Here is a 23,700-nt window from a genome sequence, read left to right as displayed (position 1 = left end):
ACTAAATACAGCATTATATCACGAGCGAATTGAACAGCGGAAAACCGCGCAGTGATTTTTATAAATAAGTTGATTGAAATAGGTTGATAGGATGATTGACTTTTTAAACCGGGTAAGGAGCCATCCGGAACTCTTTATTCTTATATTGATTGTTGTGATCATTTCTATGTTGGTGATTCCTCTGCTAACCTATTTGGTCGACTTCTTGATTGGGTTAAACATTGTTTTATCCATTCTGGTTTTTTTGCATCATTTTATATTGATAAAATACTTAGCTTTTCAACATTTCCAGCCGTGTTGTTGATTACGACGCTGTTTCGACTAGCATTATCCGTGAGTACCAGCCGCCTGATATTAAATGATGCGGATGCGGGTGACATTATTTCCACTTTCGGTGAATTCGTTATTGGGGATAGCTTGGTCGTTGGGTTCGTGATTTTTGCGATAGTAACCATCGTGCAGTTTATGGTGATAACCAAAGGTGCCGAGCGTGTCGCGGAAGATGCTATGTCACGGCGCAGTGTGGTCGAGCGTGAGAGCCAGCTCTATGGCTCTTTTGATGGCACGATGAAGTTTATTAAGGGCGATGCTATTGCCGGTATCATTGTCATTTTTATCAACTTCATTGGTGGCATTAGCGTCGGGGTATCGATTAATGGCATGGATATATCAACTGCGCTGTCTACCTATACGATGTTGACGATCGGTGATGGTCTGGTTGCACAAATCCCGGCGCTTTTGATCGCCATCGGTGCGGGCTTTATTGTTACCCGTGTTAATGGCGATGGTGACAACATGGGGCGTACCATTGTTGATCAACTATTCACCAACTCTTCGGTGCTGGTTATTGCGGCGATTATTGCATTGGGCATTGGCAGCTTGCCTGGATTCCCTTTTTCAGTATTCATGATCTTGGCATTGCTGCTCGCCGGACTTTACGGTTATCAACGTTGGAAAAACAAGAAGGCACATGTTGATCAGGATGCAGCAACGTCATATCAAGGGTATGAAGGGGATGTGTTAGCTGAAGGGGAAAGTTCACTCGGCATCATTAATAATCTGGATAATGTTTCAGCAGAAATGGTGCCCTTGATTCTTGTCGTTAACAAAAGTGATGAACAGATACTGGGAAATGCGAATGTTACTGAACGCTTTCGGAGTCAATTCTTCATTGACTATGGGATAAATCTGCCGGAAATAACGGTTTCAGCCTCCGAGCACATTGAGGCTGAAACCGTATCTGTTTTAATTAATGAAGTCAGCGCAGAGCGTTTTCAAATAAAATTCAACCAATACCGCGTTGTTAACGGCTCTGAAGAGCTGCTACAACTTAGGATACCGGTGTCTACTATTGATAACATGCAATGGATTGCCGAAGAACAGCGGGAATCGGTTGCGGCCTTAGGTTACCAGCTGCGTAGTGGTATTGATGAAATGTATTACACCTTAGCTGCTGTGTTGATTCGTCATGTTAATGAGTATTTCGGTGTTCAGGAAACAAAGCATATTCTCGATAAAATGGAGGAGAAATACCCCGATCTCATGAAAGAAGTTATGCGTCATGCAACTATTCAGAGAATTTCTGAAGTATTGCAGCGGCTTCTTAGTGAACGTATTTCGGTGCGCAATATGCGGTTAATTATGGAAGCCCTGGCCCAATGGGCACCGCGTGAAAAAGAGGTTATTTCTCTGGTGGAACATGTGCGTGGTGCACTCTCACGTTATATCTGTCATAAATTCTCTGTGGGAAATTCTCTGCGTGTAATTATGTTATCTGAGGAGTTTGAAGACCAGATTCGTCAGAGCATCAGAAATACATCAACGGGTGTGTTCCTCCATCTTGATCCTTCTGTAGCAGATGAGTTGATTGATAGATTTGCACTGGCAATGGAGAGTGTAGCGATGTCTTGTAAAGATTTAGCTGTGCTCTCTTCAGTGGATATACGCCGTTTTTTTAAAGCGTTTCCTGGAGTCACACTTTAAAGATCTTGAAGTTATGTCGTTCGGTGAAATTACCGATACGGTGTCAATCAATGTTGTGAAAACAATTTAGTAAAGGAATTCCTGAAATGTATATCGATATTGTAACGTTGGTTCGTGATGCGCTATTGCACAGTGGTGTTGATGAGTCAATTCTGAGCGACTTTGATGGCCATTCAACCATTGCGCTAGATTTTGACAATTATCCCAGTTTGTTAATCAGTAATGTTGATTGACAGATATGGATCTGGTCACAACTCAGCGAAAACACACTCGGCTTATTGCAGCATAAGTCAGCTCAAATCCAAGAAAAAATTATGGAGGGATGCCATTTTGCGATGACTGGGCAATTACAGATTTCCATTAATAATGACACCATTGAATTAAAAGGATTGGTACATCCTGATTATCTGGCTGGTGGCGCACGCTTTGCTGACGCAATGGATGAATTCTTCCAGCTGCAGGAAGCCTTTTTGGGGGTGATTCGGTAATGGCGAACCGATAGCTCTTACGTCAACAAGCACATCCTTTGCGCCTGTCTGGAGCCATTATTGAAGCGCGGTTACCTGGCGTTACTGCCGGGGAAGTCTGTGAGGTCCGCCAAGGCTGGAGCCAACCAGATATCTTGGCTCGAGCACAGGCCTTGGGGTTTCATGGTGATACAACACTGCTGAGTTTGATGGGCAATGCGCAAGGTTTGTCGCGAGAGGCGGTAATTTGTCCTACAGGGACAGGGCTGTCGGTAGTACTTAGTCACGATCTGCTGGGTTGTGTGCTGAACCCTTTTGGTGAGGTAGTGGAGCAAGGGTTTGCCTGGCAGCGCCGCACAATTGATGCGCTCCCCCCTCCACTGTACCAGGACCGGATGGGGATTCAGCAACCGTTTTTGACGGGAATCCGGGCCTTTGATGGGCTGATTACCTGTGGTGTTGGTCAGAGTATGGGCATTTTTGCATCGGCTGGGTGTGGGAAAACGACCTTGATGCACATGCTTATTGAGCAATCACAAGCAGACGTTTTTGTGATAGCGCTTGTGGGTGAGAGTGGGCGTGAAGTGACGGAGTTCATTGAAGCATTGCGTCAGTCCGATCGTCAGAGCCAGTGTATCTTGGTTTACGCAACTTCAGATTATTCATCGTTGAATCGTTACAATGCAGCGCAAGTAGCAACCACTGTTGCTGAATATTTTCGCGATGCAGGCCTGAATGTTGTGCTGTTCCTGGATTCGATTACGCGTTATGCCAGGGCACTACGAGATGTGGCACTGGCAACGGGAGAATCACCCGCGCGGCGCGGTTATCCTGCTTCGGTATTTGATGCCTTGCCCAAGTTATTGGAGCGTCCAGGCGTAACGCAGACTGGCAGTATCACGGCCTATTACACCATCCTTTTGGAAAGTGATGATGAACCCGATCCGATTGCGGAAGAAATTCGCTCAATCCTCGATGGGCATATCTACCTTAGTCGCAAGTCGCAAGCTTGCAGTCAGGAATCACTATCCGGCTATTGATGTTCTCAATAGTGTTAGTCGCGTTGCAAATCAGGTTTGTGATAGTGAGCATCTCCACTATGCGGGTGAACTACGTCGCATTTTAGCCAAAATTGATGAACTGCAACTCTTTGTCGACTTGGGCGAATATCAGCCGGGTGAGAATGAAGAGAACGATCGAGCGATGAATAAACGCGATCGTCTGTTTGCGTGGCTAAAGCAACGTGTCGATGAGCACGCTGATTTCAATACGATAACCGATGAGATGAAACGTCATGCTTCGTGAGATGAAAACACTGGTTGGGCATGTTGCATTAAAAATTCAACGTAATGATGTTCTGCTCAATAGAAAAAAGTGAGCACAACACATTAATCACTCAGATAGACATGTTTGAAAAAGAGATCTCGGCAATTGAGATGCTTAGCCGAAGTTTGTACCCCGGAGGCGAAACCAATAAAGCGAAAATCTTCGCGATACAACGGCGACAGGGCGCACTAAAGAAAAAATTGGCAGACATCAAAGTTCAAAAATCTCAAAAAATGCTTGAACAGGAAAAGTGTGAACAGGAGCGCCTGGCTATCTTCGAAAAAAGGAAACAGCTTGATAGAAAGATAAAGAAGTATGAATCGTTACAACAGCAGGTTCGAAAAAGTAAGTGTATCAGAGATGCAAGAATTGAAGATAACGAGATAGAGGAAAGAATATCATGGCGACGTTAAATGGAGTAAAAGCTATTTTTTCTGGGAGAAATCCCAGCATGGAAGAAAATGTGACTCAAAGTTTAGAGCACATTGTTTTAAATACCATAAAGCAAAAAGTAAAACAGGTTAAGAAAGGACATGATGAAAGTGTCTTACCCAATATAGCTTCTTCTCACTCCTCGCTATCCGCGACATTGCCGGAACTGCATGCGTGTTTGGGCAAATGGAGAGACGCCGGACGAGGAAAAGTAAATCAGTCGACTCAGTCAGAAACGCGCACTGAGGTGAGCAAGACAATAAATATCAACGGTACTGAGCCGCAGTTCGGTAAGGTTGTACCAACGTATAAAACAATAACAAACCATGATTTATCCATCTTTCCTGACAGTGCGGGTGAAAAGGCGACTGTAGCAGGTGGGTTGCATGGTCAGGCTGCTGTCATTGCACTTCAGGAACGTCGTGATACGCCGCTTTCCCACGTAATATTGAGTCAGGTAGCAGATACGGATGTTTTGCCATCGACGAACGTTCCTTTGGAAACGCTTAGTCCCAGGGCTGAAAGAGAGCATTCGTCATCTGCTTTTCCGCTAACAAGCGATGCGCAACATCGTACTCGCTGGGACGGCCCGACAGCCACTTCCAACCGAGTCAATACTCAGAAGCATGGGTAACGCCGCATTAAATGAGGCCGCGCCAGAGAGCCAATTATTGTACCGTTTTTCTGGTCAATGTGCTGTTAGGCGGACACGCCAAAGCACCACATGTTTTGCAAGTTTCAGATCCGTTGGTTCATCAGCAATTAGCTGATTATGAAGGCCAGGGGCAAAGCGACCCGGAATGGGTGTTTTTTTGAAGAAGATGAGCAACCAAAGAAAGAGCGCAACACATTCGCCGATGAGGAAAATGCGTGATTGGTCAACACCTACGCTGCTATTCAAAGCGCGAACTGTCCGAGCGTCGCTGGGTAAAGGCTTGGCAGAACCAAGGCTTTGACGTGTGTCAGCGCCTGGTGCCCGGAAATCACCTGCTGCATTTCATCGCAGATACGGGGTGGGAAGGAATTATCGACCTGGAGAGATGGTTTTGTCACCGGGTGCCTCAAAGCGCGGCACTGTCTAGTGCATCATGGTCGCCAGCTCAGTTGGAGGCATTGTTCATTAATTGCGTACAGCCTATTGATGGGTTGCCGCAAGACCTTGCATACCAACGTTTGGAAAGTAAAGGCCGGGTGGAGACATCATTTGTACCACCACATGCTTACGCCTGCATGACATCGCAAGGGCGCGTATGGTTGCATACCTTTCCTGCCCACCAACCGTTGGATGAGGTTATCCGCCATTTGAATGCGGACGCTTTACCTTTATCCATCCAGTTTCAAATTGGCTACAGCCATATATCTACGGCTTTGCTGAAACAAGTTCAGCCGGGTGATGTGATATTGGTTAATTATGAAGAATGCACAGTTGCCTCATCAAATCATATTTTGGGGCGCTTTATCAAAATTGAGGAGGGATTTATGTTTGATGAAACTGATGGTACTGCGATAGCTGAAAGTGAAAGAGAATTACCTTTGCCAGAGTACGTAAACGAGGTTGCTGTTACTCCAGTACGGTCGCATAACGGGATTAAAGTAAAACTAATGTTGTATTGCAACAAAGCACCCTCACTGTTGCAGAATTAGAATCCTTTTATCAAGGCCAGGTTATCCCATGTCACCCCGATGTAGAACAGAATATATCCATTGTTGCTAATGGTGTACCTGTTGCCAAAGGTGAGCTGGTATGGATTGAGGACCGTTTGAGCATTGAAATAAAAACATTTATCAAGAGGCTGGTGATGTCTCACGGCAATGATATTTCTCTGATTGCGATACTGGCATTTTCAACGCTTCTTCCTTTTTTGATCGCATGCGGAACATGTTATATAAAATTTTCCGTTGTTTTCGTTATGGTTCGCAATGCATTGGGACTTCAGCAAGTTCCTTCAAATATGACATTGAATGGTGTGGCGTTGATTTTATCCTTTTTTGTGATGATGCCAGTGGTGAAAAATGGCTATGAGCAATTTCAGCAAGCCAATGTCGACACAAGAGACAGTCAATCGGTATTACACTTTGTTGAGAATGGTCTAGATAGCTATCGGGATTATCTTGAAAGATATTATGACGTTGAATTGGCTCAGTTTTTTGAGCGAGCTAACCTTCAGCGTGGAGATAACTCTTATATTGAAGCACAGGAAGAAGAACGCACTTCTATCCTCGCATTATTGCCCGCCTATGCATTAAGTGAGATAAAGAGTGCATTTAAGGTAGGGTTTTATCTATACCTGCCATTCGTTGTTATCGATTTATTGGTATCCAGTATTTTGCTGGCGCTCGGTATGATGATGAGTCCCGTGACGATTTCAGTACCAATTAAGTTGGTACTCTTTGTTGTATTAGACGGATGGACGCTATTGTCTAAATGGTTGGTAACACAATATCTGGAATTGGCGTTATAGATATGGAGAATAATCATGGATGAAATAGCGTTCGCAGGTAATAAAGCACTTTATTTGATTTTGACGATGTATTACCCATTGCAGTCGCTACTATAGTTGGACTCCTGGTGGGGCTATTTCAGACTGTAACACAGCTTCAGGAACAAACATTGCCTTTTGGTGTTAAGTTATTGAGCGTGGCTTTGTGTCTGTTTCTAATTTCCGGGTGGTATGGCGATATTATGCTGAATTATGCTCGCGAAGTAATAAGAATTGCACTTGCGTGATAAGCAATATGTTTACCGGAATGTTTTTCGATCTTCACACCTGGCTTTATGAAATGGCCATGGTATCTGCTCGCCTGATGCCTGCGTTTATATTGCTCCCTTTTTTCAACAATAATACGTTGACTGGAGCCATCAGGTTACCCGTTGCTTTGCTAACTGGCAGTGTTTTGTGGCCGCATATGGGAGAGGCGATAGCTGGATACGATAACATCTGGTTTTTAATTTTAATCAGTAAAGAGTTAGTCGTCGGTCTGATCATCGCTGGTTTTCTATGTTTACCCTGTTGGGTAATGCTAATGCACGCGACAGGCAGTTTTATCGACAATCAGCGTGGTGCAACCCTGAGTAGTAGCATCGATCCACTTTCAGGAGTGGATACTTCTGAACTGGCTAAATTTTTCAATCTCTTTGCTGCAGTTATTGTACTGCAAAGTGGTGGGCTGCTGTTAATGCTGGAGGTTTTCGAAAAAAGTTATCAATTATGGCAACCCTATCAATTAGATATGCCAGGATATCGTACCATTGTCGGGTTTCTTTCTTTGGTGGTGAAGAATGGAGTTATTCTTGCGAGCCCTTTAATTGTTATTTTTTTGTTGTCTGAACTTTTTTGGGTTTGCTGGCACGATTTGCTCCACAGTTGAATGCCTTTGCGTTGGCATTGACGGTCAAGAGCCTTATTGGATTCTTCTTATTACTGCTCTATTTCACACCAATATTGCCCGACCGCATTATTGATTTGCGTCTTTACCCCGTTGATCTACTTGGTCGGTGATTTATCGGTTATTAAGTAAACGTAAACCTGAAGTATAAAGGGAATTTATGTCTGGAAGTAAAACAGAAAAACCGACTGAAAAAAAGAAAAAAGACGCGGCGAAAAAAGGTCAGTCGTTTAAAAGTAAAGATTTGGTCATTGCTTGTCTGATTTTGTTGGGGGTGCAATACCTGATTAATTTTTTTGGCGTCTTCAAGTTGATGTCCATGTGGCGACTCGTCATCGAAAATGGTTTTACTAATGACGCACTTGGCTATGCTGAAGCGATGTTTTGGACAGGTATAAAGTTATTTTTGCCTTTCTTATTGCTTTGTATTGTAGCTTCGGTTTTCCCAACGCTATTGCAAACTGGTTTTTTGCTTGCCAGTAAAGCGCTAAAGCTGAATTTTAATGCGTTAAACCCAGCTAACGGTTTAAAAAAATTATTTAGTTTGCGTACTGTAAAAGATGTCATAAAAACCTTACTTTTCCTGATGAGTTTTATCATCGCAGGTATGATATTTTGGAGTAAACACAAACATATGGTTTTTTCTCAGCTCAATGCTGAACCCGTACAAATATTCCTGGTGTGGGGGAAACTCTTTGGCGCGTTAGTCTACCTTTGTTTATCCTGCGCGCTATTGGTGTTTGTGTTAGATGCTCTTGCTGAGTACTTTCTTCATATAAGAGATCTTAAGATGGACAAGCAGGAGGTTAAGCGAGAGTTCAAGGAGCAGGATGGTGATCCGGAAATAAAATCTAAGCGTAAAGAAATACATGCTGAATTACTGTCTGAACAAATAAAAACTGATATTGAAAAATCAGCAGTGATTATTGCTAACCCAACACATATTGCTGTAGGAATCTATCTCAATATGGAGGTGGTGGGTATTCCATTTATCTCTGTACTAGAGAGAAATTAGAGAGCGCTAGCCGTCAGAACTTACGCTGAGAAGGTGGGGGTTCCTGTTGTTGAAGATATCAAGTTGGCGCGACGAATATTCAAAATGCACCAACGCTACTCTTTTGTCAGCCTTGAGGAATTGGATAACGTCATCGCTATCCTTGTATGGTTTCAACAGTTTGAAAATGCTTGTAAAAATGAGGGTTCATCGCCTCCGTAAACACGCGGCGAATGAGCGTTCTTTATGTGAATATCAAATAAACACATGGTTTAATAACGGTCATCAGCAGTAAGCGATGACACTACTGAGGAGAGAGAAAATGGAACAAAATACAGGTGTTATCACCGAGCAGGAAGCAACGTTATTAATGACGGCAACATTGGAACGTGGGGCTACATTAAAAGAAATTCATGGCATTACTGATGACATGATGGAAAATGTCTATGCGTATGCTTACCAGGCATATAAAAATGGTCAGTTAGATAAAGCGGAAAATTTGTTCCATTTTCTTTGCCTATACGATCTTAAAAATCCAGACTATTTTATTGGTCTCGTGGCGGTTAACCAGGTAAAGAAAAATTACAGCAAGGCATATGATTTTTATTCGCTGGCATATGTAATGGCTGAGAGTAATTTTAATCCGGTCTTTTATTCTGGGCAGTGCCAACTTCTCATTGGGAATGTTGTTAAGGCATTGCAGTGCCTTGATATTATTTGCTCACGGTGTGAGGATGCATCTTTAGTTGCCAAAGCTAAAGCTTATATGAGTACTATTCGGCAAAACATGGGGGAGGGGGAAGAGTTAAACAACTCTGATTCCTCTGAGGAAGCTATATAATTTTTACGGGTCATAAATAAATGGATGTCTCCAAAACAGGTAAAGCGATAAATATTGCAAATTTGTCCTCAGGTACTGGAAAAGTAAATGAAGCAATTTTAACTAAGACGCATATTTCTCAGGTTAAAGGAAAAGCTATTGATCAATTGGCTCAGCAGCGTGCCAATGCCCTGGCAGTATTTATTACTCAGTCAGAAGCGCGTATGGATAAAGCACGTGAGCTGTCAGCACATCTGGATGAGCTACATCAAACCTACGATGGTCTTGAGTCTGAGTTTACAGCGGCACAAAAGGGTGTTGATAGTGCAACCGATGAGGTGGCTCAAGCGCAACGTAAGCTTGATGAAGCTCAGAATTCATTAGCAGAGTTGTTAGAACAGTTAGGGGTTACAGACCCAGATGATCCATCATTTGCAGATGATCCTGACGTAACGCAGGCGAAAAAGGAGATTGCTGATGCGCAAAAAGCGTTAGGCCTTGCTCAATCAACGTTGTCCGATGCGCACGCGATCGCAGAGCAAAAACGTGCCGCCATGCAGAGCGTCCTGAATGAGATTAATGCCAGCACGGCAGAAATGAATAAAAAGTACAGCGATGTGGACATTGCGCCAAAAGGTGGCGTGGTATCAAGCAATGCAATGATGCAATCAGAGAAGGCTTTGACGAAAACGGCTGTCATGATCATGCTGATCACTGAGTTTATTATGCAAATGGAAGAGGCCTCTGCAGAAAAACTGAAAAATGATCTTGAACTGAACTGTATTCAGACCAAAGCACGCCAGGCGGAAATGCAGCGTAAATCTGATGAATATGAAGAGTAGGTTCGAAAAGCTGAAGAAGCGCAAAAAATGGCCAGTTGCATTGGTAAAGTTTTAGGTGGCCTGGCGATCGCGTTGGGGGCAATTACTACCGTATTTGGTGGTGTGGCGTTGATGGCTGTAGGTATTGGCTTGATGGTAGCTGACCCCATTGTTGCTGCTATAACCGGTAAGTCATTAACTGAAATGGTGATGAATCCCCTCATGGAGCATGTCTTCATGCCTCTCATGAATATTTGGGGAGATATTATCACGCAGATTTTTGATAAAACACCACTCGGGTTGCTGCTAAATGCTATCGATAAAGCGACTGGCGCCAACATGATGGATACCATCCATATGGTGGTAACTGCCGCAGTGACTATTGCTGCAATTGTTGCTATTTCTTTGGTTGCTAAAACAGCAGCCAAATTTATGATAGAAAAAATGTCTCAGGCAATGACCTCTGCCATTATGCAGTCAATCAAGCAAGCAATAACTCAGGTCATTAACAAAATCATGCCTCAAGTTGTTAATAACTCTATGAGGCAGAGCGGTGCGGCATTAAGTCGAAGTATGCAATCGGTAACAAATCAGGTGGGGAAAATAACACGAGGGATTAATAAAAAGCTGGATGGCATTTCAGATAAAGTAAATGCCAATGTCATGAAGGTTTTAAAAATAAGCGATCCAGAAGATGCAAAGAGATTAGGTAACATTGCCTTGCATCGATTGGAAATGTTGAAGAATGGTGTTCACACGTCGATGCCTGTTGTTCAAAGTGGAATGAGTATTAATATTTCAAATATTAGGCTTCAGGCTACAAAAGCCATTTCCGATTGTAATCTGGCTGCAATGGATGTCAGCATTGTGCGCGATCTTTTAAGCAAAATTCTTGCTAGTCATGAAGATGATTTTAAAGCATCGCAATCGGTAAATATGACCTTGTCTGACATGTTAAGTAGTAAAGCCAACACTGGGAAGAGTGTTGTAAGAAATATCAGAGCCTAATAGGAGGCGTTATGGCAGTATCTATAGCAAACCCCAATAATACTATTTTCCAACCGCGAGCGACTTCTCTTCCTGATGAGATGCATCGAAAAGGTATGGATAATGCAAGTTTCATCCAAAAATCAAGTTCTAGACCTTTAGATGCAACTGACATAAATCAGAATAGAACTATGTTAGTGCAGTATGCATCCAGTCACCTTGTAGGTATTGATATTCGAATTCCTGATATCACCAAGCCTATTTCTGATACGGATGCTAATTTGTTGAGCAAACAAATTTCTTTGTATTCTCAAAGTGGCTCTTTGATGCCTGCAATACAGGAGAAAGAGATTGCTAGTCGGCCAGAAAAAATTATGGCGGCCCCAAACTTTCTCGGTGGTTACAACAGCATGCGTTTTGCTCCTCTAATCGACATTGCGAAAACGGCTTTATTGAGCAAGCATGCTGAACATGGCATGAAAACCAAGATGCTGGAAACAAGCCAGAAAAGTCTTGAAAGCTCCGTCGAGCATAGCATGCAAGCTGCCCGAGAACAGCTTAAAAAGGATCTTACCAGTAGCATTGTGGCAAGTGGTATGGCGTTGACTGGAGGAATTAAATCTCATAAAGGACATAGCCAGGCTATTAAGGGGTATGAGATCCAGGGGGCAAAAATTACTCAGCATAAGAACTTGGGCAATAAGCTGGATGCTGAAGCAACGCTTTCACGCGGAAAGGATATGAGCGATCCGATGTGGTCGCAAGATATGACCCGCTTGAAGCAATCTGCCAATCGTGAACATGTGCTGGCGCAGAAACAGGAGTTCCAACTCCAAACGAGCCCTAAGTGCCTCACAGCAACAAATTGGTGTTGGGCAAGCGTTACAGGGCGGAGCATTAGCAATGGGAACCATTGCGTCTTCCCAGATGATATTGAGCCAGGCTGAGCAGAATGGCCTACAGCAATTGCGGCAATTTGATAAAGATGTCTTTATGCAGCAGAGCCAACGGAACGAAGAGAGTGCTCAGGATGCTGAGAAGCTTAAGGCTGCATTGTTAGCAACGCTTGGAAGCATAGCGAAAGGCATCAGTGATACTGCCAGTGTTGTTGCCAATAATACGAAAATGTAATCGCTAAAAATTTATAACTATGTGAAACCGCCTGTTGATACAGGCGGTTTATTCAGAGGACGATATGGAAATATTATCTACAACAAGGCCGTCATTCCGGGTTGAAAATTATTCACGGGAACAATCTGCTAATAATTGTTTTTTGCAGGACTACATTACTGATGAGGTGAATACATTGCCTCGTAGTGATGGTGCTCATCGAATTCTCCTTAGGCCTTTTTCCTTTGTAATGGCGGATGGGAAAAAATTTGATGATTATATAAAAACACTAAATATGGGGGGCTTCTTGATGAAATGAAGTCTATCCAGGCAAGGCGAGAGCTCATCATTCATGATGTAAAAAAAGAATGAGTGTTCTTAATGATGTGTTTTTACCGAATCCTGAATTGGGAAATAAGGCCCTATCTTCTGATGCAAAAGATCATGTTTATTCGGCACTGAAAAAACTGAAAAATTCATCGGTTACAACCTATGATGCTCTAATTTCTAACCTCTCGGATGCTGGTCTTTTTAGTACCTTATCAAGCAAAGAGATTAATGAATTACTTTCCAGTGCTATTGGGGAAATGTCTGAAAGCTATTTAGATGTTTTTCAACAAGCTGTTGAAAAAATGCCCAGTTTTATAAAGATTTTTCTGACTTTATGTCAACGTTGCCACAATTCATTTCCGCAGATGGTGATAAAACTATTCTTCATGGCAAAGAATTCAAAGGAAGTCTTAAAAAGCTAATGGATGATTATCCTGTTCCCGGTATGTCAACGACATTGTTTCCTGTCCAGACTGGTTCTGATGCTGAGGTTAAAGGAGCTAGTCGTGAGGAGTGTGAAGCCTGGGCGAGAGAGTTTGGGCTCAGTGCTGATGACTGTATTTATCAACTACCAGATGGTACTTATATTGTTCATATTGATATTAGCCCATTGATTAACATTAATAACTCAGTGGAAAATAAAGATATGTCTTTCAATGCAGCACAATGGTCCGCATGGCAGACTGGCGTTGATATGCAAAAGATCATATTCAAAACAGTATGCAAACTTTAACACAGAAATTCGCAAATGCTCATTCAACATTTGATAATTTAGTTAAAGTATTAAGTAGCACAATTTCAAGTCTTTTGGAGTGTGATAAACAATTCTTTGTTTAATAAGGTAACACGATGACTACTGTACACATACCTGTTAATTCAGTGCGTTATGCTTTTCGTCCTGTTAGAGAATCAATGCAAAATGTTAAATTTCAATTATTGAAAAATGTAACTCAATCCAATGAGATATCTCGAGTTTCTGGTGGTCAGGTCAGGGAGAAAACAGGCTTGTTAAAGCCGTTACATCAAGGTTCCGATCATTGTGTTAAGAAAAACTTAAGGAATGTAAGAAATAATTCAAATCGAAATGAAGCGGTAAGTGAGAATGTGGAGGCTCAGAAATATTGTTCTGAAGATACAGTAGGAATAAATAATTTCCTCGGCTCACTGACTAATAGCGTCGACTTTTCAAATGAAATTGAAGGAGATGCGATTGAATTTTGGAAAATTGAAAGAGATATCAAGGGTCTTGGCGCTTTTTTCTCGGCCCTATCTATTCCTGATAGTGATGCTGGAGCCGTGCAAAAAATTAAGCAAGTATTGGTTATGACTAAAATGTTGCATGACTCATACACCGATAATGATGTTTTGAGTATTAATAGCATAAAAAAGATATTCAATTCCTTGTCGATAATGTAAAGAAGTATGGATTGAGATCTGATTCACCAATCACAGGCTCTTCACTTAAAGGCTTTGACGCTCTTAATTCCTTTGATAGTCGTATTGACAAGATTTCTAATGAGGTTATATCAAAAGGTTTAGATTGTAATAAAGAAATTCATATAATGGTTACGAAGAAAATTGAATTGGTACAGGATGGAAATCTGCGAGAGTTTCTACATCAGGAGTGGAGAAGTGGCCCTTTTCGTGAGTCAATCCGGGTTTTCGAGACGATGGATAATATTATTAAAAAAACTAACGGCTTCCACCGTGCAGATGCGCTTTTCTCTCATCAACCAATAAATTTAGATCTTTTTAAGGACTATTTGAAACAGGGGGGCACCCAAGAATAACGATGCGAAGAATAAAGGTCCTGCAAAGCCAGGTACCGATACTGGCAAAGAAAGGCAGGGGCCAACCTATATTTTAATGATTACAGTACCAATATAAATGATTTTAGTACCATTATTATAGGAGATAGTATTAATTTTAGTTATAACGGTGATTATATAATAAAAATGAATACTCGCCAATCGGGAACGCAAAAAGCGACCTCATTATTATCTGCAGTGGAAACCCTGCATCAAAATTTTAACGATGTCCCCGAGAGGCAATCTGCTCGTGATATTGATGGCAGAGGGGATAGTAAAGTGCAGAAGGGGCCTGATACAGCTGCTGGCACGTCAAACCTTGGCAATAACAGCAATGAGTCTGCCAGTGAGACGCTAACACTACCGGCAACAGTGATAGAACAAGATAGCCGCGATCATATAGATGGAGCCGCGTTACAGAGGGAAGCTGATTCAGCACTAGATATCAATTCCGAACAGAATGTGCACACTTCTGTCCAACAAGCACTGCCCCCGATATTGGATAACGTTGGTTCACCATTGGTCGCAAGCCAAACTCCCTTTATTGGTCCCTTTAGCACGGGGCGAACGGGAGCCGCACAATTTCAGAAGTACTGGTAGTCAGCATCGATAACATCTGATAGTGGGCATTTAATAAAAAAAATCAGTCTCCCATTACGCCTTCTAGCCATGCTGGCACGGAGATAAACAGCTATGGCAATCGTTCACCTGGCGAGAAAGTCAGTAACCCTAGCCCTCAAGCTAAGGCAGGAGAAAACCCTGTTACCGGTAAGGTAGTGAATCAAGCTCTCAATGCAGTTTCATTTACTCGTCAGCGGGCACAAATTGCTGCGACGTTAAACAAAGCCAAGAGTAATGCGGCTATTGTGCAATCATCAGAACCTCGGTCACAGTAGAGTGATAAACCTTTATTTGATACCAATATGGGGCCAAATAGGACAGGACGAACTGGAGCTGCAGAGAGTTCAAGCGCTATTGGCAGTCAGCAAAAACAATGATTGCTGAAACCGATACACAGACTGCACTCCGAGAGCCGCTTCCAGAACGTGGTGAAAAAGGGCTGCTTGCAAGATCAAACGCAGTAGTGGTAAAAAATGCTATTGAGCTTGACGGGAATAAACCCAACGAGAAAGCTCAAAGAATGTTTGAGACACAGGCTTACAAAACCAATATCTCTACTTCACCAATACAGGCAACTCGTCAACAACAGAAGTTGATGGGAGCTACTGGTATCAACAAGCAAAAGTCTGATATCTACATGGGACCAGGCAGAGCGGGTAGACTGGCGCTGCTGATTTCAAGAAATATGTATCGGATTCAAATGCATCTACAGAAAGTCGTGCTCAAAATATGCAAAGTAGTACCGGGCGTGATGCTGAACATTTGGCCGAAGAGGTCTTGAGCTACACCATTGAAAGACGTTTTGTGGAGAAAACGGATGCAACCATTCCGGCTGCCAGCGGCGCTGGGCAAGTCGCGAGTGTAGCTAAACATAAAGTGCGTGTTGAACCTGAAACCACTAAGGTTGAAACAGAAGATGATATGTTGCTGGCTGATACAGCGCGCAACATTAGTCCTTCTAAAGAGACGTCTTTTGCAGATCGCCACAATGTAGTGTCTTCTCAAGATAAAAATATTGTTACTGCTGCTGGCAACACCCCCCACAAAGGTCCTTTTTGGACAGGAAGGCAAGGTGCTACGGCAAAGCAATCTTATATTAACACTGACGGGCTTGCTAAAAAGTAAACCTTTAAAATGCTTTTATGATGAGAGGCAGTCGTTCTGTCTTGTAAAATGGGCCTGACGTAATATTGATAGCCCCGTCCTGTGGAATTTAGACGGAATAGTAATGAATCAACAAGTTGAGGAACGCATAAATAATGTGGTTTCTTCTATCATAAATTGCCCTCCTGTAGATGTGCAACCAGAGAAACATCTATATTATGATCTGTTAGCTGATTCACTCATGATGATAGATTTGATGCTGATGCTTGAACAGGAATTTCATATTAACGTTAAAGATGAGGATTTGGATAATGTTAACTATGTCCTGGATCTCTATCGCCTAATTGATGAACGGTGCCATTAATTTAAAGCAGGGTCGAGGTTTTATCTCGGCCCGTAATCAGATTTATTACTGGTTTTTTCTTTGTATTTTAAGTTTGTTCCTGTCTGAATTAATTCTGCTGTTTTTTTAATGAGTTTGTTATATTTACTGTACGTTTTCATTTTTTATGAAGATGTTGGTTTTCTTTATAGATCTCAGTTTGTTGATTATTAAATATGATGTGAAATCAATTTTTAATTATTATTTAATCAAGATGTACGTGTTCTAGTAGAGTATATTTTCAAAAGTTAAAGTGATAATGTCGACCTCCTAGAGAATTTAGTAATGTTATTGGATGAAGATAGAAATATCGATAAAGAAAAAAGGATAGTCGTTAGGCTTCTTAACGGCGTTTTACGTGGGTGTGAGTTTGCCTTGCTTGAAGGGAATACACTTTTTCTCTCTACTGATGAAAAAACGATTAGCAAGCAATATAACGGCACACAGATGCTTGATAATACTATTTATATTCCCGCTGAACAAGCGGATGTAAGTTTCGAGATAATCGTTAAGCATGGTGACTCAAGTGAAGTTTCTATGCGTGAGATCTCAAATTATGGCTCACCAATGACAGTTTTGTTAGAAAATGAAGTTATCACCGTTGGTGCATAAAAATTTGCCTGGCGAAATCAACATTCTGAATTCTCGGACGAAATCTTATCCGGGGAGCATCTGGACGGTGCTACGGTACAGTCATCGACGATTACAGAGACTGCAAAGAATGCCAAAAGTGTGTGGTATAAAACATTGGTTGCGATTGCTTTATTGAGTGCTATTTTTGTGGCTGGTTATGGTTATCTGACGGGAACAAAGCGTCAACTTGATAATGTTTCAACATTATTAAATTTTGCTTCTGATGATTATCAGATAGTTTATGCTCGCGATAATTGGATTTATGTTTTTGCTGCCAGTGATAAAGCTACTGATTGGGCTATTCAAACCATGATCAGAAACCCGCTTCGTCAACAGATTAATGTCGTTAATATTGCAAATGAAGAAGAACGGGTTTCGCGTTGGGTGGAAACTTATTGGCCTGCATTGAAGTTTCATCAGATACGTTTGAGTGACCCTCAACACCCGATTCTTAGAATCAGCACAGAAAGAAACAAGTTAAGTGATAAGTCACGAGATGATTTTATTTCTGCTCTGAAAGAGAAATTCCCCTATATTGATTCGGTAAGCCTAGATAATTTGAAGGATAAAACAGTTAGAAGCATTGCCAATCAAGGCTTGAAAAAAATGGCGATCTCTTTTCGTGAGATAGACAATGACGATACCATCACCTTTGTCATATTAGGCGTCATTGAGGATGGCATGCTAGAAAGTATCAAGAATTTTGTCAATCAATACTATCAACAGTGGGGGGAAAGATATATTCACTTTTCTGTTGAGCTAGAAATTGATTGGTTCAAAGATAAATCTTTTAAATTTGGCGAACAGAGCTATATCAAGCTGGGCGCCGGACATTGGTATTTCCCTAAAACCTAAAGAAGGCTTGTTTATATGAGTAACGGAAGTGCAAGAAGTGTGGATTTCACATGGAATGGTTATTTGCTAAATAAATCATCAACGTTTGATGAGGGTGTAACACAACTTAACTCTGAATTGGAGTTGGCGATCGAAGAACTGTCAAAGGATCCCTCTAACCCTGAGTTATTGGCGATTTATCAATCTCGCTTATCAGAGTATACGCTGTACCGTAATGCGCAATCTAACGTTGTTAAGGTATACAAAGATGTGGGTTCTGCGATTATCACTAACTTCCGTTAATGTTGTTACCAGGAATAGGCTATGAATCATAACACCAGTATGGTGACACAGTTATCTGGCAATTGGCATGATATTACCATGCCAGAATCTGCCCAGGTATCGTTGGAAGATCGTCTTCTTCGTGCTTATGCGCCGGAATCTGTAAATGTGTCTGCGGAACAGCGTGACGTTATATCATTGTTAGAGAACACCAATGCTTCAACAGATCCTGAAGCACTGGCAGAACTTCAACAGCGAACTTCTGACTATAACTTACATGTATCACTCATCAGTACATTGACTCGTAAAGGGGTGAGTGCTGTTGAAACATTATTACGTTCATGATCATGAATAAATACCTGTTATTTCCCGTGCTGGCAGTTTTTCTTGTAGGTTGTAAGCAAGATGTTTTGCTTAAAGGGTTAGATCAACAACAGGCTAATGATGTTATTGCGCTTTTACAGCGCAATAACATCAAGGTCGATAAAAATGAGATCAAAAAAGAGGGATATAGCCCCTCGGTCAGTTCTCAAGATTTTTCGGCTTCTGTTGATTTAATGAATACTTATGGGTTGCCACGTCCACCTGCAATCGATATTGCGCAAATGTTTCCTGCCGATGCGCTTGTCTCTTCTCCGCGAGCCGAAAAGGCTCGCCTCTATTCGGGAATTGAGCAACGTCTAGAGCATTCATTGCTGTCAATATCAGGGGTGGTTTCTGCCCGAGTACATGTCAGCTATGATATGAGTTCAAGCGATGGTGATAGGAAAAGATCACCGGTTCATCTTTCAACTTTGCTCAATCATGATAATAGTATTACTGATACCACCTTGTTGATTAGTGATGTAAAGCGTTTTCTTAAGAACAGCTTTGAGGATGTTAATTACGATAATATTTCAGTTGTGTTATCAAAAATTAATGACGTTCAACGGCATGCGCCTGTATCAATTCAGGCGGCACAGTCCAATGCACCGACATGGTTGATAAGCCTTGTTATGGTAACGGTTGCCTTGTTAGCTGCTGGACTGTTATTTATCAGTAAAAGTCATCATGCTTTTTTAGGTAAGTTAAAAAAACAATATGATGACTCAGAATGATAATAAAACAGTATCGGATGTGCCTAAACAGAGTGTAGATGTTCCCGGTGATAGAAAATAGCTGGGAGACTGAATGTCATGGATAGGCTAATGCATAAAAGTCAAAGAGAAAGTGTTAATGCTTTGAATATCATATATAATCCGATGTCTTGGATTCATCCAAAACGGTTTTCACTGCCAGTCGGATTTTCGACGCCAGGATGCCATCGAGTTATAAATGACATTCTAATCGCCAACTTTTCCCTTTCATTATAACCACTTAATTTAAATAATGAAAAGGAGAGATATTTAGCGCTGCATTGGTATTTACTGCTAAAAGCAGCTTTCATGGTTGCTTGTCAACGCTACAAAAGCGATCTTTTTCAGTATGGGATTTGGTGGAAGCTAGAAAGATCTGTCAGGCAGTTTTCACTGTTGAATCTTCTTAATACTAAAGGAATGGATGCATCTGTATCTTCTCTTGAACAATATGTTTTATGTGCTAAACGAGAAGTCGATCTATTCGCATCTTCTGTATCAATGGTAATGAAAGAGCGACTTCCATTATTATTTCCGCCCGAAAATGATGTAGAAAATGCTCCGACAATCTTAATAAATGATAATGAACTAGTAATGAGGATGGCCATTCAACATGCTCAACGAAGTTGAAAAGTCATATTCTGACATGCTGCAAGAAAATGTGCTGTTAGCAAATAAGAACCGTGTAACGCATAATCTGAGAATCAGCTTGGTAGCTCAGACTCGGGATCATGCAAAGAAGATCATCCGTGATGCTAACCGTGAAGCAGAAACAATACGTCAGCAGGCCTATCGTAATGGCTATGAACGCGGAGTAATGACCTCCTTTGAAACAATAACCAGTTTTATTAAGGATAAACAAGGCATTGTGAATTATATTTATGGACAGGTTCGCGAGCAAATAAAGAACTTGTTGAGCGATACCGTCAATAAGGAGAGCGTGATTTGTGCCTTGTTTGAAAACTGGGCCGACGAGATCGATGGGCGAGATGACAAAACGCCTTTTTATATTCTTCTTCCTCGCGACAGACGCCGCTATAAACGCAGATTAATGGCCTATATTGATAGTATGCATCGTGGGGGCGTTGTTTTTGAGTATCATCAAGATTTACGATATGTATTTAAGTATCGTGAGCAACTGGTAGAGTTTTTACCAGAGACGTTTGTTGATAATCAAATAGATACGTTTTTTGATACGCAATCATTGTATGAGCGCTGTGAACATCTTTCTACACAGACACTGAAAACACTTTACGCACGACTTGAAACATATTTGCCACTTAGTGATGTATTTACATCGGATGATGATGAAAACCAAGGAAAATAATGAATGACAACGATTAACTCTGTATCAAACACGCCTGTCTCTCCTTATGAGGCGGAGCAAAATGTGACTGAAATCAGTGAAGTAATAAATTCTTTAGATAGGGAGTACAGTAATGAGTGGGCTATGCGATTTTTGTATAACGAGTGGATGCAAAAAGTCTTGTTATCAGATGGGATTGACGCTGATGAAAATTATGACTGGTAAATCCGTTTTTTTCGCAGCCAGCACTTTATTGCTATCGTTGTTGTTAGTGGGGTGTCAGTCTCCGACACGTTCACTATCAGATAGCGCTGGTAACAATAGCGGAAACAATACTGCCCTTGAGCACGCAGGACAAACGTGTCGTACAGACTCTCTTTATGGTGCTTCTGGGGGACCAGATGCGCTCTATGCTGAAATGAATGAATGCTTACGTATTCATAAGTTTGACCGAGCTGTATTCCTTTATGCATTGGCTGGAAGCTACACATGGTTTGATGCAAACCGTATTGGTACACAATATGCCAAGATGGCACATGGTAAGCGGTTAGGCGAAGCGTTGGCCCAACTATCTGAAAAGCAGGTGAGCCAATTTTGGGAGCATATTCGTGCGACTATGCAAGATCCAGGCAAAAAAGCCATCATGTGTGACAAGGTTAAACTGGCTGGTATGCCAACACACAGCGCAGACTACATGCGCGTTGAGAAATCTGCCGGTGCTTTCGATAAGCCAAGAGAGCAACAACAATGGGATATGGCTGTTAGTAATTATCTGTTATGTAATTAATATTGTTAACTTGCGGCATTAAATTTTATTATAAGTGTTTATTTTAGTTTTTTTATTTTGATAAGTGATTTATTTTATGAACTCAGTTTTTCTAGAGTATTAGCCTAGCCTTGTCTGTGAATTTGGTGATTAAAATTATCGATTCTCGTATATTATCTGTGACGTTGGTTCTGCCACTTTTGTTATGCTGATATGTCTGAAACAGATTTTAAGCAGTTTTCAATCTGTTTGCTCTAAGAAAACCGAAGTAAAGTCATTGCCGCTTTGTTGGGATTAGTACTGTATGTGAGTGTATGAGGTATCCCTTTATTGCGAATAGTTATGCCTCTATTTCGTAAGGAATAGTAAAATGGAATTTCATCAATATATATTTGAAGGTTTTTCTTTCAATAATGGTCAATTACTGACAAAAGATAAAGGCGCTATATATTTAGCGCCTAAAGAAAGTTCTGTATTACATTTTATGTTGCAAAACGCACATTCAGTTATTTCAAAGGATGCTATAATTGAACATGTATGGAAAGGAGGTTTAGTCTCAGATGAGTCATTAACGCGCTGTATTTACGTTTTGCGCCGCGCGTTGGGTCACTCGAGTAAAAAACGTTTCATCGATAATATTTACGGTAAGGGTTATCGTTTTGTCCCTGACGTACAAGTGGTTGATATTCCTGCCAGACCCGTTTCACCCTTGGTGACGGCGAACAACAACGACATTACTTCATTTGATGCCTCCGTTACAAAGAATGCATGCAGTATTGCATTGTTCATATTTGAAATGCAGCATAGATACCAAGCTATTTCGCTTCACGATCAGTTAATTGATTGGCTTTATTGTCTGGATTTACCCATTAGCGTTGTTTCATCTTTTCTGACTCGTAGCGTTCAAGATTACAGCAGTTATATGTCCGCAATCGAGAAGTCACAGGCGGATTACTACATCTCTGGAATGGAAATCCGGCATGGTGAAAAGTCTATCATCCGTATTGAACTGACCCGGGCAAAGGATCATTCGGTGTTATACCGTGAAGGTGTGCATTTTACGAGCGATCATCACATCAATTATCGGCTGTTGTGCAGGGCGATTCTTACGCTTTTGTCTATAATTGAGCCTTCAATGGGTACGGATTCGGGAACTGTCGTAAATCTACATCCACCGAGCTCACCGGTGGAGCAACATGATGCATTGCAATTCTCGCTTTCAGAGCTCAAGAAATTTATGCCGCAAGCGATCAAATTGAGTGGGAATGGTAAGACTAGCATCAGTGAGCTATGCCGCATCGCAGGATCTTACTATGCTGTAGCAAACCTGGGGTTGATGGATTATGAAAGAGCCAGGCATGAAATGATGATTATTGTAGGAAAGATATTGGCATGTGAGCCTAATAATGTTATTGCTCTTTCTTTACAGGGGTTGTTACTTTGTGCAGAGAATAACAAAGAGGCAGCAAGCAAGTTTCATTTGGCAATGTTATTATCTCCAACGGTTGCAGAGGTCTATTATTACTATGCTTGCCACCTCGTCAGGCAAGGTGATTTAGAAAAAGCAATGCAAATGAATAACATGTGCATGGAGCTTAATGATAGTTTTTATTCTCCTAAAATATTACGAGTTATAATTAGTTATCTACTCGGCGATATACAGGAAGCTGTAAGGTATGGCGAAGATATACTAAATACTGACTCGCTGTGTAACACAATCATGAGAGGATTGCTGGCGTTGCTTTATGCTCGCCTTGGTGAGTTATGTAAAGCTCGGGCTCTTGTAAAGTATATTGAAGAGCATAAGTTATCGTGTGAGTTTATAGGCTACTGTTATAATGAGGTTGGTGGGGGGAGTACACCCTAGAACTGCAAAGCAATCAATCAGAATGGCTGAATGTATGACATTCTCTAAAAATCATATTGGTAATTCTTTTTCATTAACATCTTGGATGATGCGAATTGCTAAGTTTTGGCCTTTGGCAGGGTGGTTTTTTCTTATTCGCTCTATGAGTTGCGATAATTATAATAGTACTGTCGAATATAAAATTTATAGGTTAGTAATCTGGCTCTTATTTTTTAAGTAGGACCATTTTTTCTTTTGGAGCTATTCTTTTGGGGGCGCTGAAACGTTAAAATGCTTGAATCACTATGGCATGAATATGTTCGCTACTCATTGAATTTTCTAGAAA

At 41.4% G+C, this 23,700-nt stretch carries 24 protein-coding genes and 10 pseudogenes; all 34 read left to right on the top strand.

The genetic code is table 11. From position 1 onward, the window contains the following. Positions 1 to 91: 91 nt before the first annotated feature. Positions 92 to 2,053 (top strand): annotated as a pseudogene (locus ACMZI0_RS03755) (FHIPEP family type III secretion protein). Positions 2,054 to 2,069: 16 nt separating this feature from the next. After that, positions 2,070 to 2,471 (top strand): annotated as a pseudogene (spaK, locus tag ACMZI0_RS03750) (SPI-1 type III secretion system chaperone SpaK). A 38-nt stretch (positions 2,472 to 2,509) separates the two neighbouring features. Then, a pseudogene (gene sctN / locus ACMZI0_RS03745) lies at positions 2,510 to 3,755 on the top strand (type III secretion system ATPase SctN). A gap of 44 nt (positions 3,756 to 3,799) precedes the next feature. Continuing rightward, a complete protein-coding gene (locus tag ACMZI0_RS03740; protein WP_415671993.1) occupies positions 3,800 to 4,189 on the top strand; it encodes a hypothetical protein in 390 nt (129 codons plus the stop codon). After that, positions 4,177 to 4,842: a hypothetical protein gene (locus ACMZI0_RS03735; RefSeq protein WP_415671992.1), complete on the top strand. Its 666-nt coding sequence runs from the start codon at positions 4,177 to 4,179 to the stop codon at positions 4,840 to 4,842. The genes ACMZI0_RS03740 and ACMZI0_RS03735 overlap by 13 nt, the downstream gene beginning before the upstream one ends. A 236-nt stretch (positions 4,843 to 5,078) precedes the next feature. Beyond that, positions 5,079 to 5,852, top strand: coding sequence for a hypothetical protein (locus ACMZI0_RS03730; RefSeq protein ID WP_415671991.1), 774 nt, complete (start codon positions 5,079 to 5,081; stop codon positions 5,850 to 5,852). Beyond that, a pseudogene (locus ACMZI0_RS03725) lies at positions 5,819 to 5,935 on the top strand (hypothetical protein); the annotation flags it as partial. The gene ACMZI0_RS03730 and the pseudogene ACMZI0_RS03725, both read left to right, overlap by 34 nt. 72 nt (positions 5,936 to 6,007) lie before the next feature. Further along, positions 6,008 to 6,670: an EscR/YscR/HrcR family type III secretion system export apparatus protein gene (locus ACMZI0_RS03720; protein ID WP_415672052.1), complete on the top strand. Its 663-nt coding sequence runs from the start codon at positions 6,008 to 6,010 to the stop codon at positions 6,668 to 6,670. A 15-nt stretch (positions 6,671 to 6,685) separates the two neighbouring features. After that, positions 6,686 to 6,936 (top strand): annotated as a pseudogene (locus ACMZI0_RS03715) (EscS/YscS/HrcS family type III secretion system export apparatus protein). Between the two features lie 8 nt (positions 6,937 to 6,944). Beyond that, positions 6,945 to 7,708, top strand: a pseudogene (sctT, locus tag ACMZI0_RS03710) (type III secretion system export apparatus subunit SctT). A 47-nt stretch (positions 7,709 to 7,755) separates the two neighbouring features. Then, positions 7,756 to 8,811, top strand: a pseudogene (locus ACMZI0_RS03705) (EscU/YscU/HrcU family type III secretion system export apparatus switch protein). A 100-nt stretch (positions 8,812 to 8,911) separates the two neighbouring features. Next, positions 8,912 to 9,430: a SycD/LcrH family type III secretion system chaperone gene (locus ACMZI0_RS03700; protein ID WP_415671990.1), complete on the top strand. Its 519-nt coding sequence runs from the start codon at positions 8,912 to 8,914 to the stop codon at positions 9,428 to 9,430. Positions 9,431 to 9,450: 20 nt separating this feature from the next. Beyond that, on the top strand, positions 9,451 to 10,251 hold the full coding sequence (locus ACMZI0_RS03695) for a hypothetical protein (protein WP_415671989.1): 801 nt from the start codon (positions 9,451 to 9,453) through the stop codon (positions 10,249 to 10,251). A 12-nt stretch (positions 10,252 to 10,263) separates the two neighbouring features. Then, a pseudogene (gene sctE / locus ACMZI0_RS03690) lies at positions 10,264 to 11,238 on the top strand (type III secretion system translocon subunit SctE); the annotation flags it as partial. A gap of 11 nt (positions 11,239 to 11,249) precedes the next feature. Then, positions 11,250 to 12,164, top strand: coding sequence for a hypothetical protein (locus ACMZI0_RS03685; RefSeq protein ID WP_415671988.1), 915 nt, complete (start codon positions 11,250 to 11,252; stop codon positions 12,162 to 12,164). After that, the gene (locus tag ACMZI0_RS03680) at positions 12,121 to 12,348 is read left to right on the top strand and encodes a hypothetical protein (protein WP_415671987.1); all 228 of its coding nucleotides are present in this window, start codon (positions 12,121 to 12,123) and stop codon (positions 12,346 to 12,348) included. The genes ACMZI0_RS03685 and ACMZI0_RS03680 overlap by 44 nt, the downstream gene beginning before the upstream one ends. A 64-nt stretch (positions 12,349 to 12,412) precedes the next feature. Next, entirely contained in the window at positions 12,413 to 12,646 is a 234-nt protein-coding gene (locus ACMZI0_RS03675; RefSeq protein WP_415671986.1) for a hypothetical protein, read from the top strand. A gap of 49 nt (positions 12,647 to 12,695) precedes the next feature. After that, positions 12,696 to 13,079, top strand: coding sequence for a hypothetical protein (locus tag ACMZI0_RS03670; protein WP_415671985.1), 384 nt, complete (start codon positions 12,696 to 12,698; stop codon positions 13,077 to 13,079). After that, positions 12,992 to 13,494 (top strand): annotated as a pseudogene (locus tag ACMZI0_RS03665) (IpaD/SipD/SspD family type III secretion system needle tip protein). The gene ACMZI0_RS03670 and the pseudogene ACMZI0_RS03665 overlap by 88 nt, the downstream one beginning before the upstream one ends. A gap of 12 nt (positions 13,495 to 13,506) precedes the next feature. Next, positions 13,507 to 14,073 (top strand): hypothetical protein, encoded by a 567-nt coding sequence (locus ACMZI0_RS03660; protein ID WP_415671984.1) that lies wholly within the window; start codon positions 13,507 to 13,509, stop codon positions 14,071 to 14,073. 11 nt (positions 14,074 to 14,084) lie between these two features. Next, entirely contained in the window at positions 14,085 to 14,447 is a 363-nt protein-coding gene (locus tag ACMZI0_RS03655; RefSeq protein WP_415671983.1) for a hypothetical protein, read from the top strand. Positions 14,448 to 14,612: 165 nt separating this feature from the next. Continuing rightward, the gene (locus tag ACMZI0_RS03650; RefSeq protein WP_415671982.1) at positions 14,613 to 15,065 is read left to right on the top strand and encodes a hypothetical protein; all 453 of its coding nucleotides are present in this window, start codon (positions 14,613 to 14,615) and stop codon (positions 15,063 to 15,065) included. 394 nt (positions 15,066 to 15,459) lie between these two features. Then, the gene (locus tag ACMZI0_RS03645; protein WP_415671981.1) at positions 15,460 to 15,867 is read left to right on the top strand and encodes a hypothetical protein; all 408 of its coding nucleotides are present in this window, start codon (positions 15,460 to 15,462) and stop codon (positions 15,865 to 15,867) included. Then, positions 15,864 to 16,211 carry a hypothetical protein gene (locus ACMZI0_RS03640; protein ID WP_415671980.1) on the top strand — a complete coding sequence of 116 codons (348 nt, stop codon included), beginning with the start codon at positions 15,864 to 15,866 and terminating at the stop codon, positions 16,209 to 16,211. Before ACMZI0_RS03645 ends, ACMZI0_RS03640 begins: the two co-directional genes overlap by 4 nt. Before the next feature lie 103 nt (positions 16,212 to 16,314). Continuing rightward, positions 16,315 to 16,554, top strand: coding sequence for an acyl carrier protein (locus ACMZI0_RS03635; RefSeq protein ID WP_415671979.1), 240 nt, complete (start codon positions 16,315 to 16,317; stop codon positions 16,552 to 16,554). Positions 16,555 to 16,857: 303 nt separating this feature from the next. Further along, positions 16,858 to 18,060 (top strand): annotated as a pseudogene (locus tag ACMZI0_RS03630) (PrgH/EprH family type III secretion apparatus protein). Positions 18,061 to 18,075: 15 nt separating this feature from the next. Further along, complete coding sequence (locus ACMZI0_RS03625) at positions 18,076 to 18,342, top strand: type III secretion system needle complex protein (protein ID WP_415671978.1); 267 nt, start codon at positions 18,076 to 18,078, stop codon at positions 18,340 to 18,342. A 21-nt stretch (positions 18,343 to 18,363) separates the two neighbouring features. Further along, a complete protein-coding gene (gene sctI / locus ACMZI0_RS03620; protein ID WP_415671977.1) occupies positions 18,364 to 18,666 on the top strand; it encodes a type III secretion system inner rod subunit SctI in 303 nt (100 codons plus the stop codon). Positions 18,667 to 18,668: 2 nt separating this feature from the next. Continuing rightward, positions 18,669 to 19,418 carry an EscJ/YscJ/HrcJ family type III secretion inner membrane ring protein gene (locus tag ACMZI0_RS03615; RefSeq protein WP_415671976.1) on the top strand — a complete coding sequence of 250 codons (750 nt, stop codon included), beginning with the start codon at positions 18,669 to 18,671 and terminating at the stop codon, positions 19,416 to 19,418. A gap of 327 nt (positions 19,419 to 19,745) precedes the next feature. Further along, positions 19,746 to 20,066, top strand: a complete 321-nt coding sequence (locus ACMZI0_RS03610; protein ID WP_415671975.1) for a hypothetical protein — start codon at positions 19,746 to 19,748, stop codon at positions 20,064 to 20,066. Then, complete coding sequence (locus ACMZI0_RS03605; protein WP_415671974.1) at positions 20,050 to 20,763, top strand: hypothetical protein; 714 nt, start codon at positions 20,050 to 20,052, stop codon at positions 20,761 to 20,763. Before ACMZI0_RS03610 ends, ACMZI0_RS03605 begins: the two co-directional genes overlap by 17 nt. A 3-nt stretch (positions 20,764 to 20,766) precedes the next feature. Then, positions 20,767 to 20,967 (top strand): hypothetical protein, encoded by a 201-nt coding sequence (locus tag ACMZI0_RS03600; protein ID WP_415671973.1) that lies wholly within the window; start codon positions 20,767 to 20,769, stop codon positions 20,965 to 20,967. After that, complete coding sequence (locus tag ACMZI0_RS03595) at positions 20,948 to 21,529, top strand: hypothetical protein (protein ID WP_415671972.1); 582 nt, start codon at positions 20,948 to 20,950, stop codon at positions 21,527 to 21,529. Before ACMZI0_RS03600 ends, ACMZI0_RS03595 begins: the two co-directional genes overlap by 20 nt. 349 nt (positions 21,530 to 21,878) lie before the next feature. Next, positions 21,879 to 23,375 carry a winged helix-turn-helix domain-containing protein gene (locus ACMZI0_RS03590; protein ID WP_415671971.1) on the top strand — a complete coding sequence of 499 codons (1,497 nt, stop codon included), beginning with the start codon at positions 21,879 to 21,881 and terminating at the stop codon, positions 23,373 to 23,375. The last annotated feature ends 325 nt before the right edge of the window (positions 23,376 to 23,700 follow it).

The organism is Symbiopectobacterium sp. (assembly GCF_047692315.1).
Lineage (GTDB): Bacteria > Pseudomonadota > Gammaproteobacteria > Enterobacterales > Enterobacteriaceae > Symbiopectobacterium.
Note: the sequence above shows the minus strand (reverse complement) of the source record. Positions and strands in the feature narration are given on the sequence as shown.

Coding starts and splice junctions, on each gene's coding strand:
- ACMZI0_RS03660 (WP_415671984.1), top strand. CDS start 13,507: ATGACTACTGTACACATACCTGTTAATTCAGTGCGTTATGCTTTTCGT.
- ACMZI0_RS03605 (WP_415671974.1), top strand. CDS start 20,050: ATGCTCAACGAAGTTGAAAAGTCATATTCTGACATGCTGCAAGAAAAT.
- ACMZI0_RS03590 (WP_415671971.1), top strand. CDS start 21,879: ATGGAATTTCATCAATATATATTTGAAGGTTTTTCTTTCAATAATGGT.
- ACMZI0_RS03685 (WP_415671988.1), top strand. CDS start 11,250: ATGGCAGTATCTATAGCAAACCCCAATAATACTATTTTCCAACCGCGA.
- ACMZI0_RS03700 (WP_415671990.1), top strand. CDS start 8,912: ATGGAACAAAATACAGGTGTTATCACCGAGCAGGAAGCAACGTTATTA.
- sctI (WP_415671977.1), top strand. CDS start 18,364: ATGAATCATAACACCAGTATGGTGACACAGTTATCTGGCAATTGGCAT.
- ACMZI0_RS03635 (WP_415671979.1), top strand. CDS start 16,315: ATGAATCAACAAGTTGAGGAACGCATAAATAATGTGGTTTCTTCTATC.
- ACMZI0_RS03675 (WP_415671986.1), top strand. CDS start 12,413: ATGGAAATATTATCTACAACAAGGCCGTCATTCCGGGTTGAAAATTAT.
- ACMZI0_RS03610 (WP_415671975.1), top strand. CDS start 19,746: ATGGTTGCTTGTCAACGCTACAAAAGCGATCTTTTTCAGTATGGGATT.
- ACMZI0_RS03695 (WP_415671989.1), top strand. CDS start 9,451: ATGGATGTCTCCAAAACAGGTAAAGCGATAAATATTGCAAATTTGTCC.
- ACMZI0_RS03625 (WP_415671978.1), top strand. CDS start 18,076: ATGAGTAACGGAAGTGCAAGAAGTGTGGATTTCACATGGAATGGTTAT.
- ACMZI0_RS03680 (WP_415671987.1), top strand. CDS start 12,121: ATGGGAACCATTGCGTCTTCCCAGATGATATTGAGCCAGGCTGAGCAG.
- ACMZI0_RS03740 (WP_415671993.1), top strand. CDS start 3,800: ATGATGTTCTGCTCAATAGAAAAAAGTGAGCACAACACATTAATCACT.
- ACMZI0_RS03645 (WP_415671981.1), top strand. CDS start 15,460: ATGATTGCTGAAACCGATACACAGACTGCACTCCGAGAGCCGCTTCCA.
- ACMZI0_RS03615 (WP_415671976.1), top strand. CDS start 18,669: ATGAATAAATACCTGTTATTTCCCGTGCTGGCAGTTTTTCTTGTAGGT.
- ACMZI0_RS03600 (WP_415671973.1), top strand. CDS start 20,767: ATGACAACGATTAACTCTGTATCAAACACGCCTGTCTCTCCTTATGAG.
- ACMZI0_RS03650 (WP_415671982.1), top strand. CDS start 14,613: ATGAATACTCGCCAATCGGGAACGCAAAAAGCGACCTCATTATTATCT.
- ACMZI0_RS03595 (WP_415671972.1), top strand. CDS start 20,948: ATGAAAATTATGACTGGTAAATCCGTTTTTTTCGCAGCCAGCACTTTA.
- ACMZI0_RS03735 (WP_415671992.1), top strand. CDS start 4,177: ATGGCGACGTTAAATGGAGTAAAAGCTATTTTTTCTGGGAGAAATCCC.
- ACMZI0_RS03720 (WP_415672052.1), top strand. CDS start 6,008: ATGTCTCACGGCAATGATATTTCTCTGATTGCGATACTGGCATTTTCA.
- ACMZI0_RS03670 (WP_415671985.1), top strand. CDS start 12,696: ATGAGTGTTCTTAATGATGTGTTTTTACCGAATCCTGAATTGGGAAAT.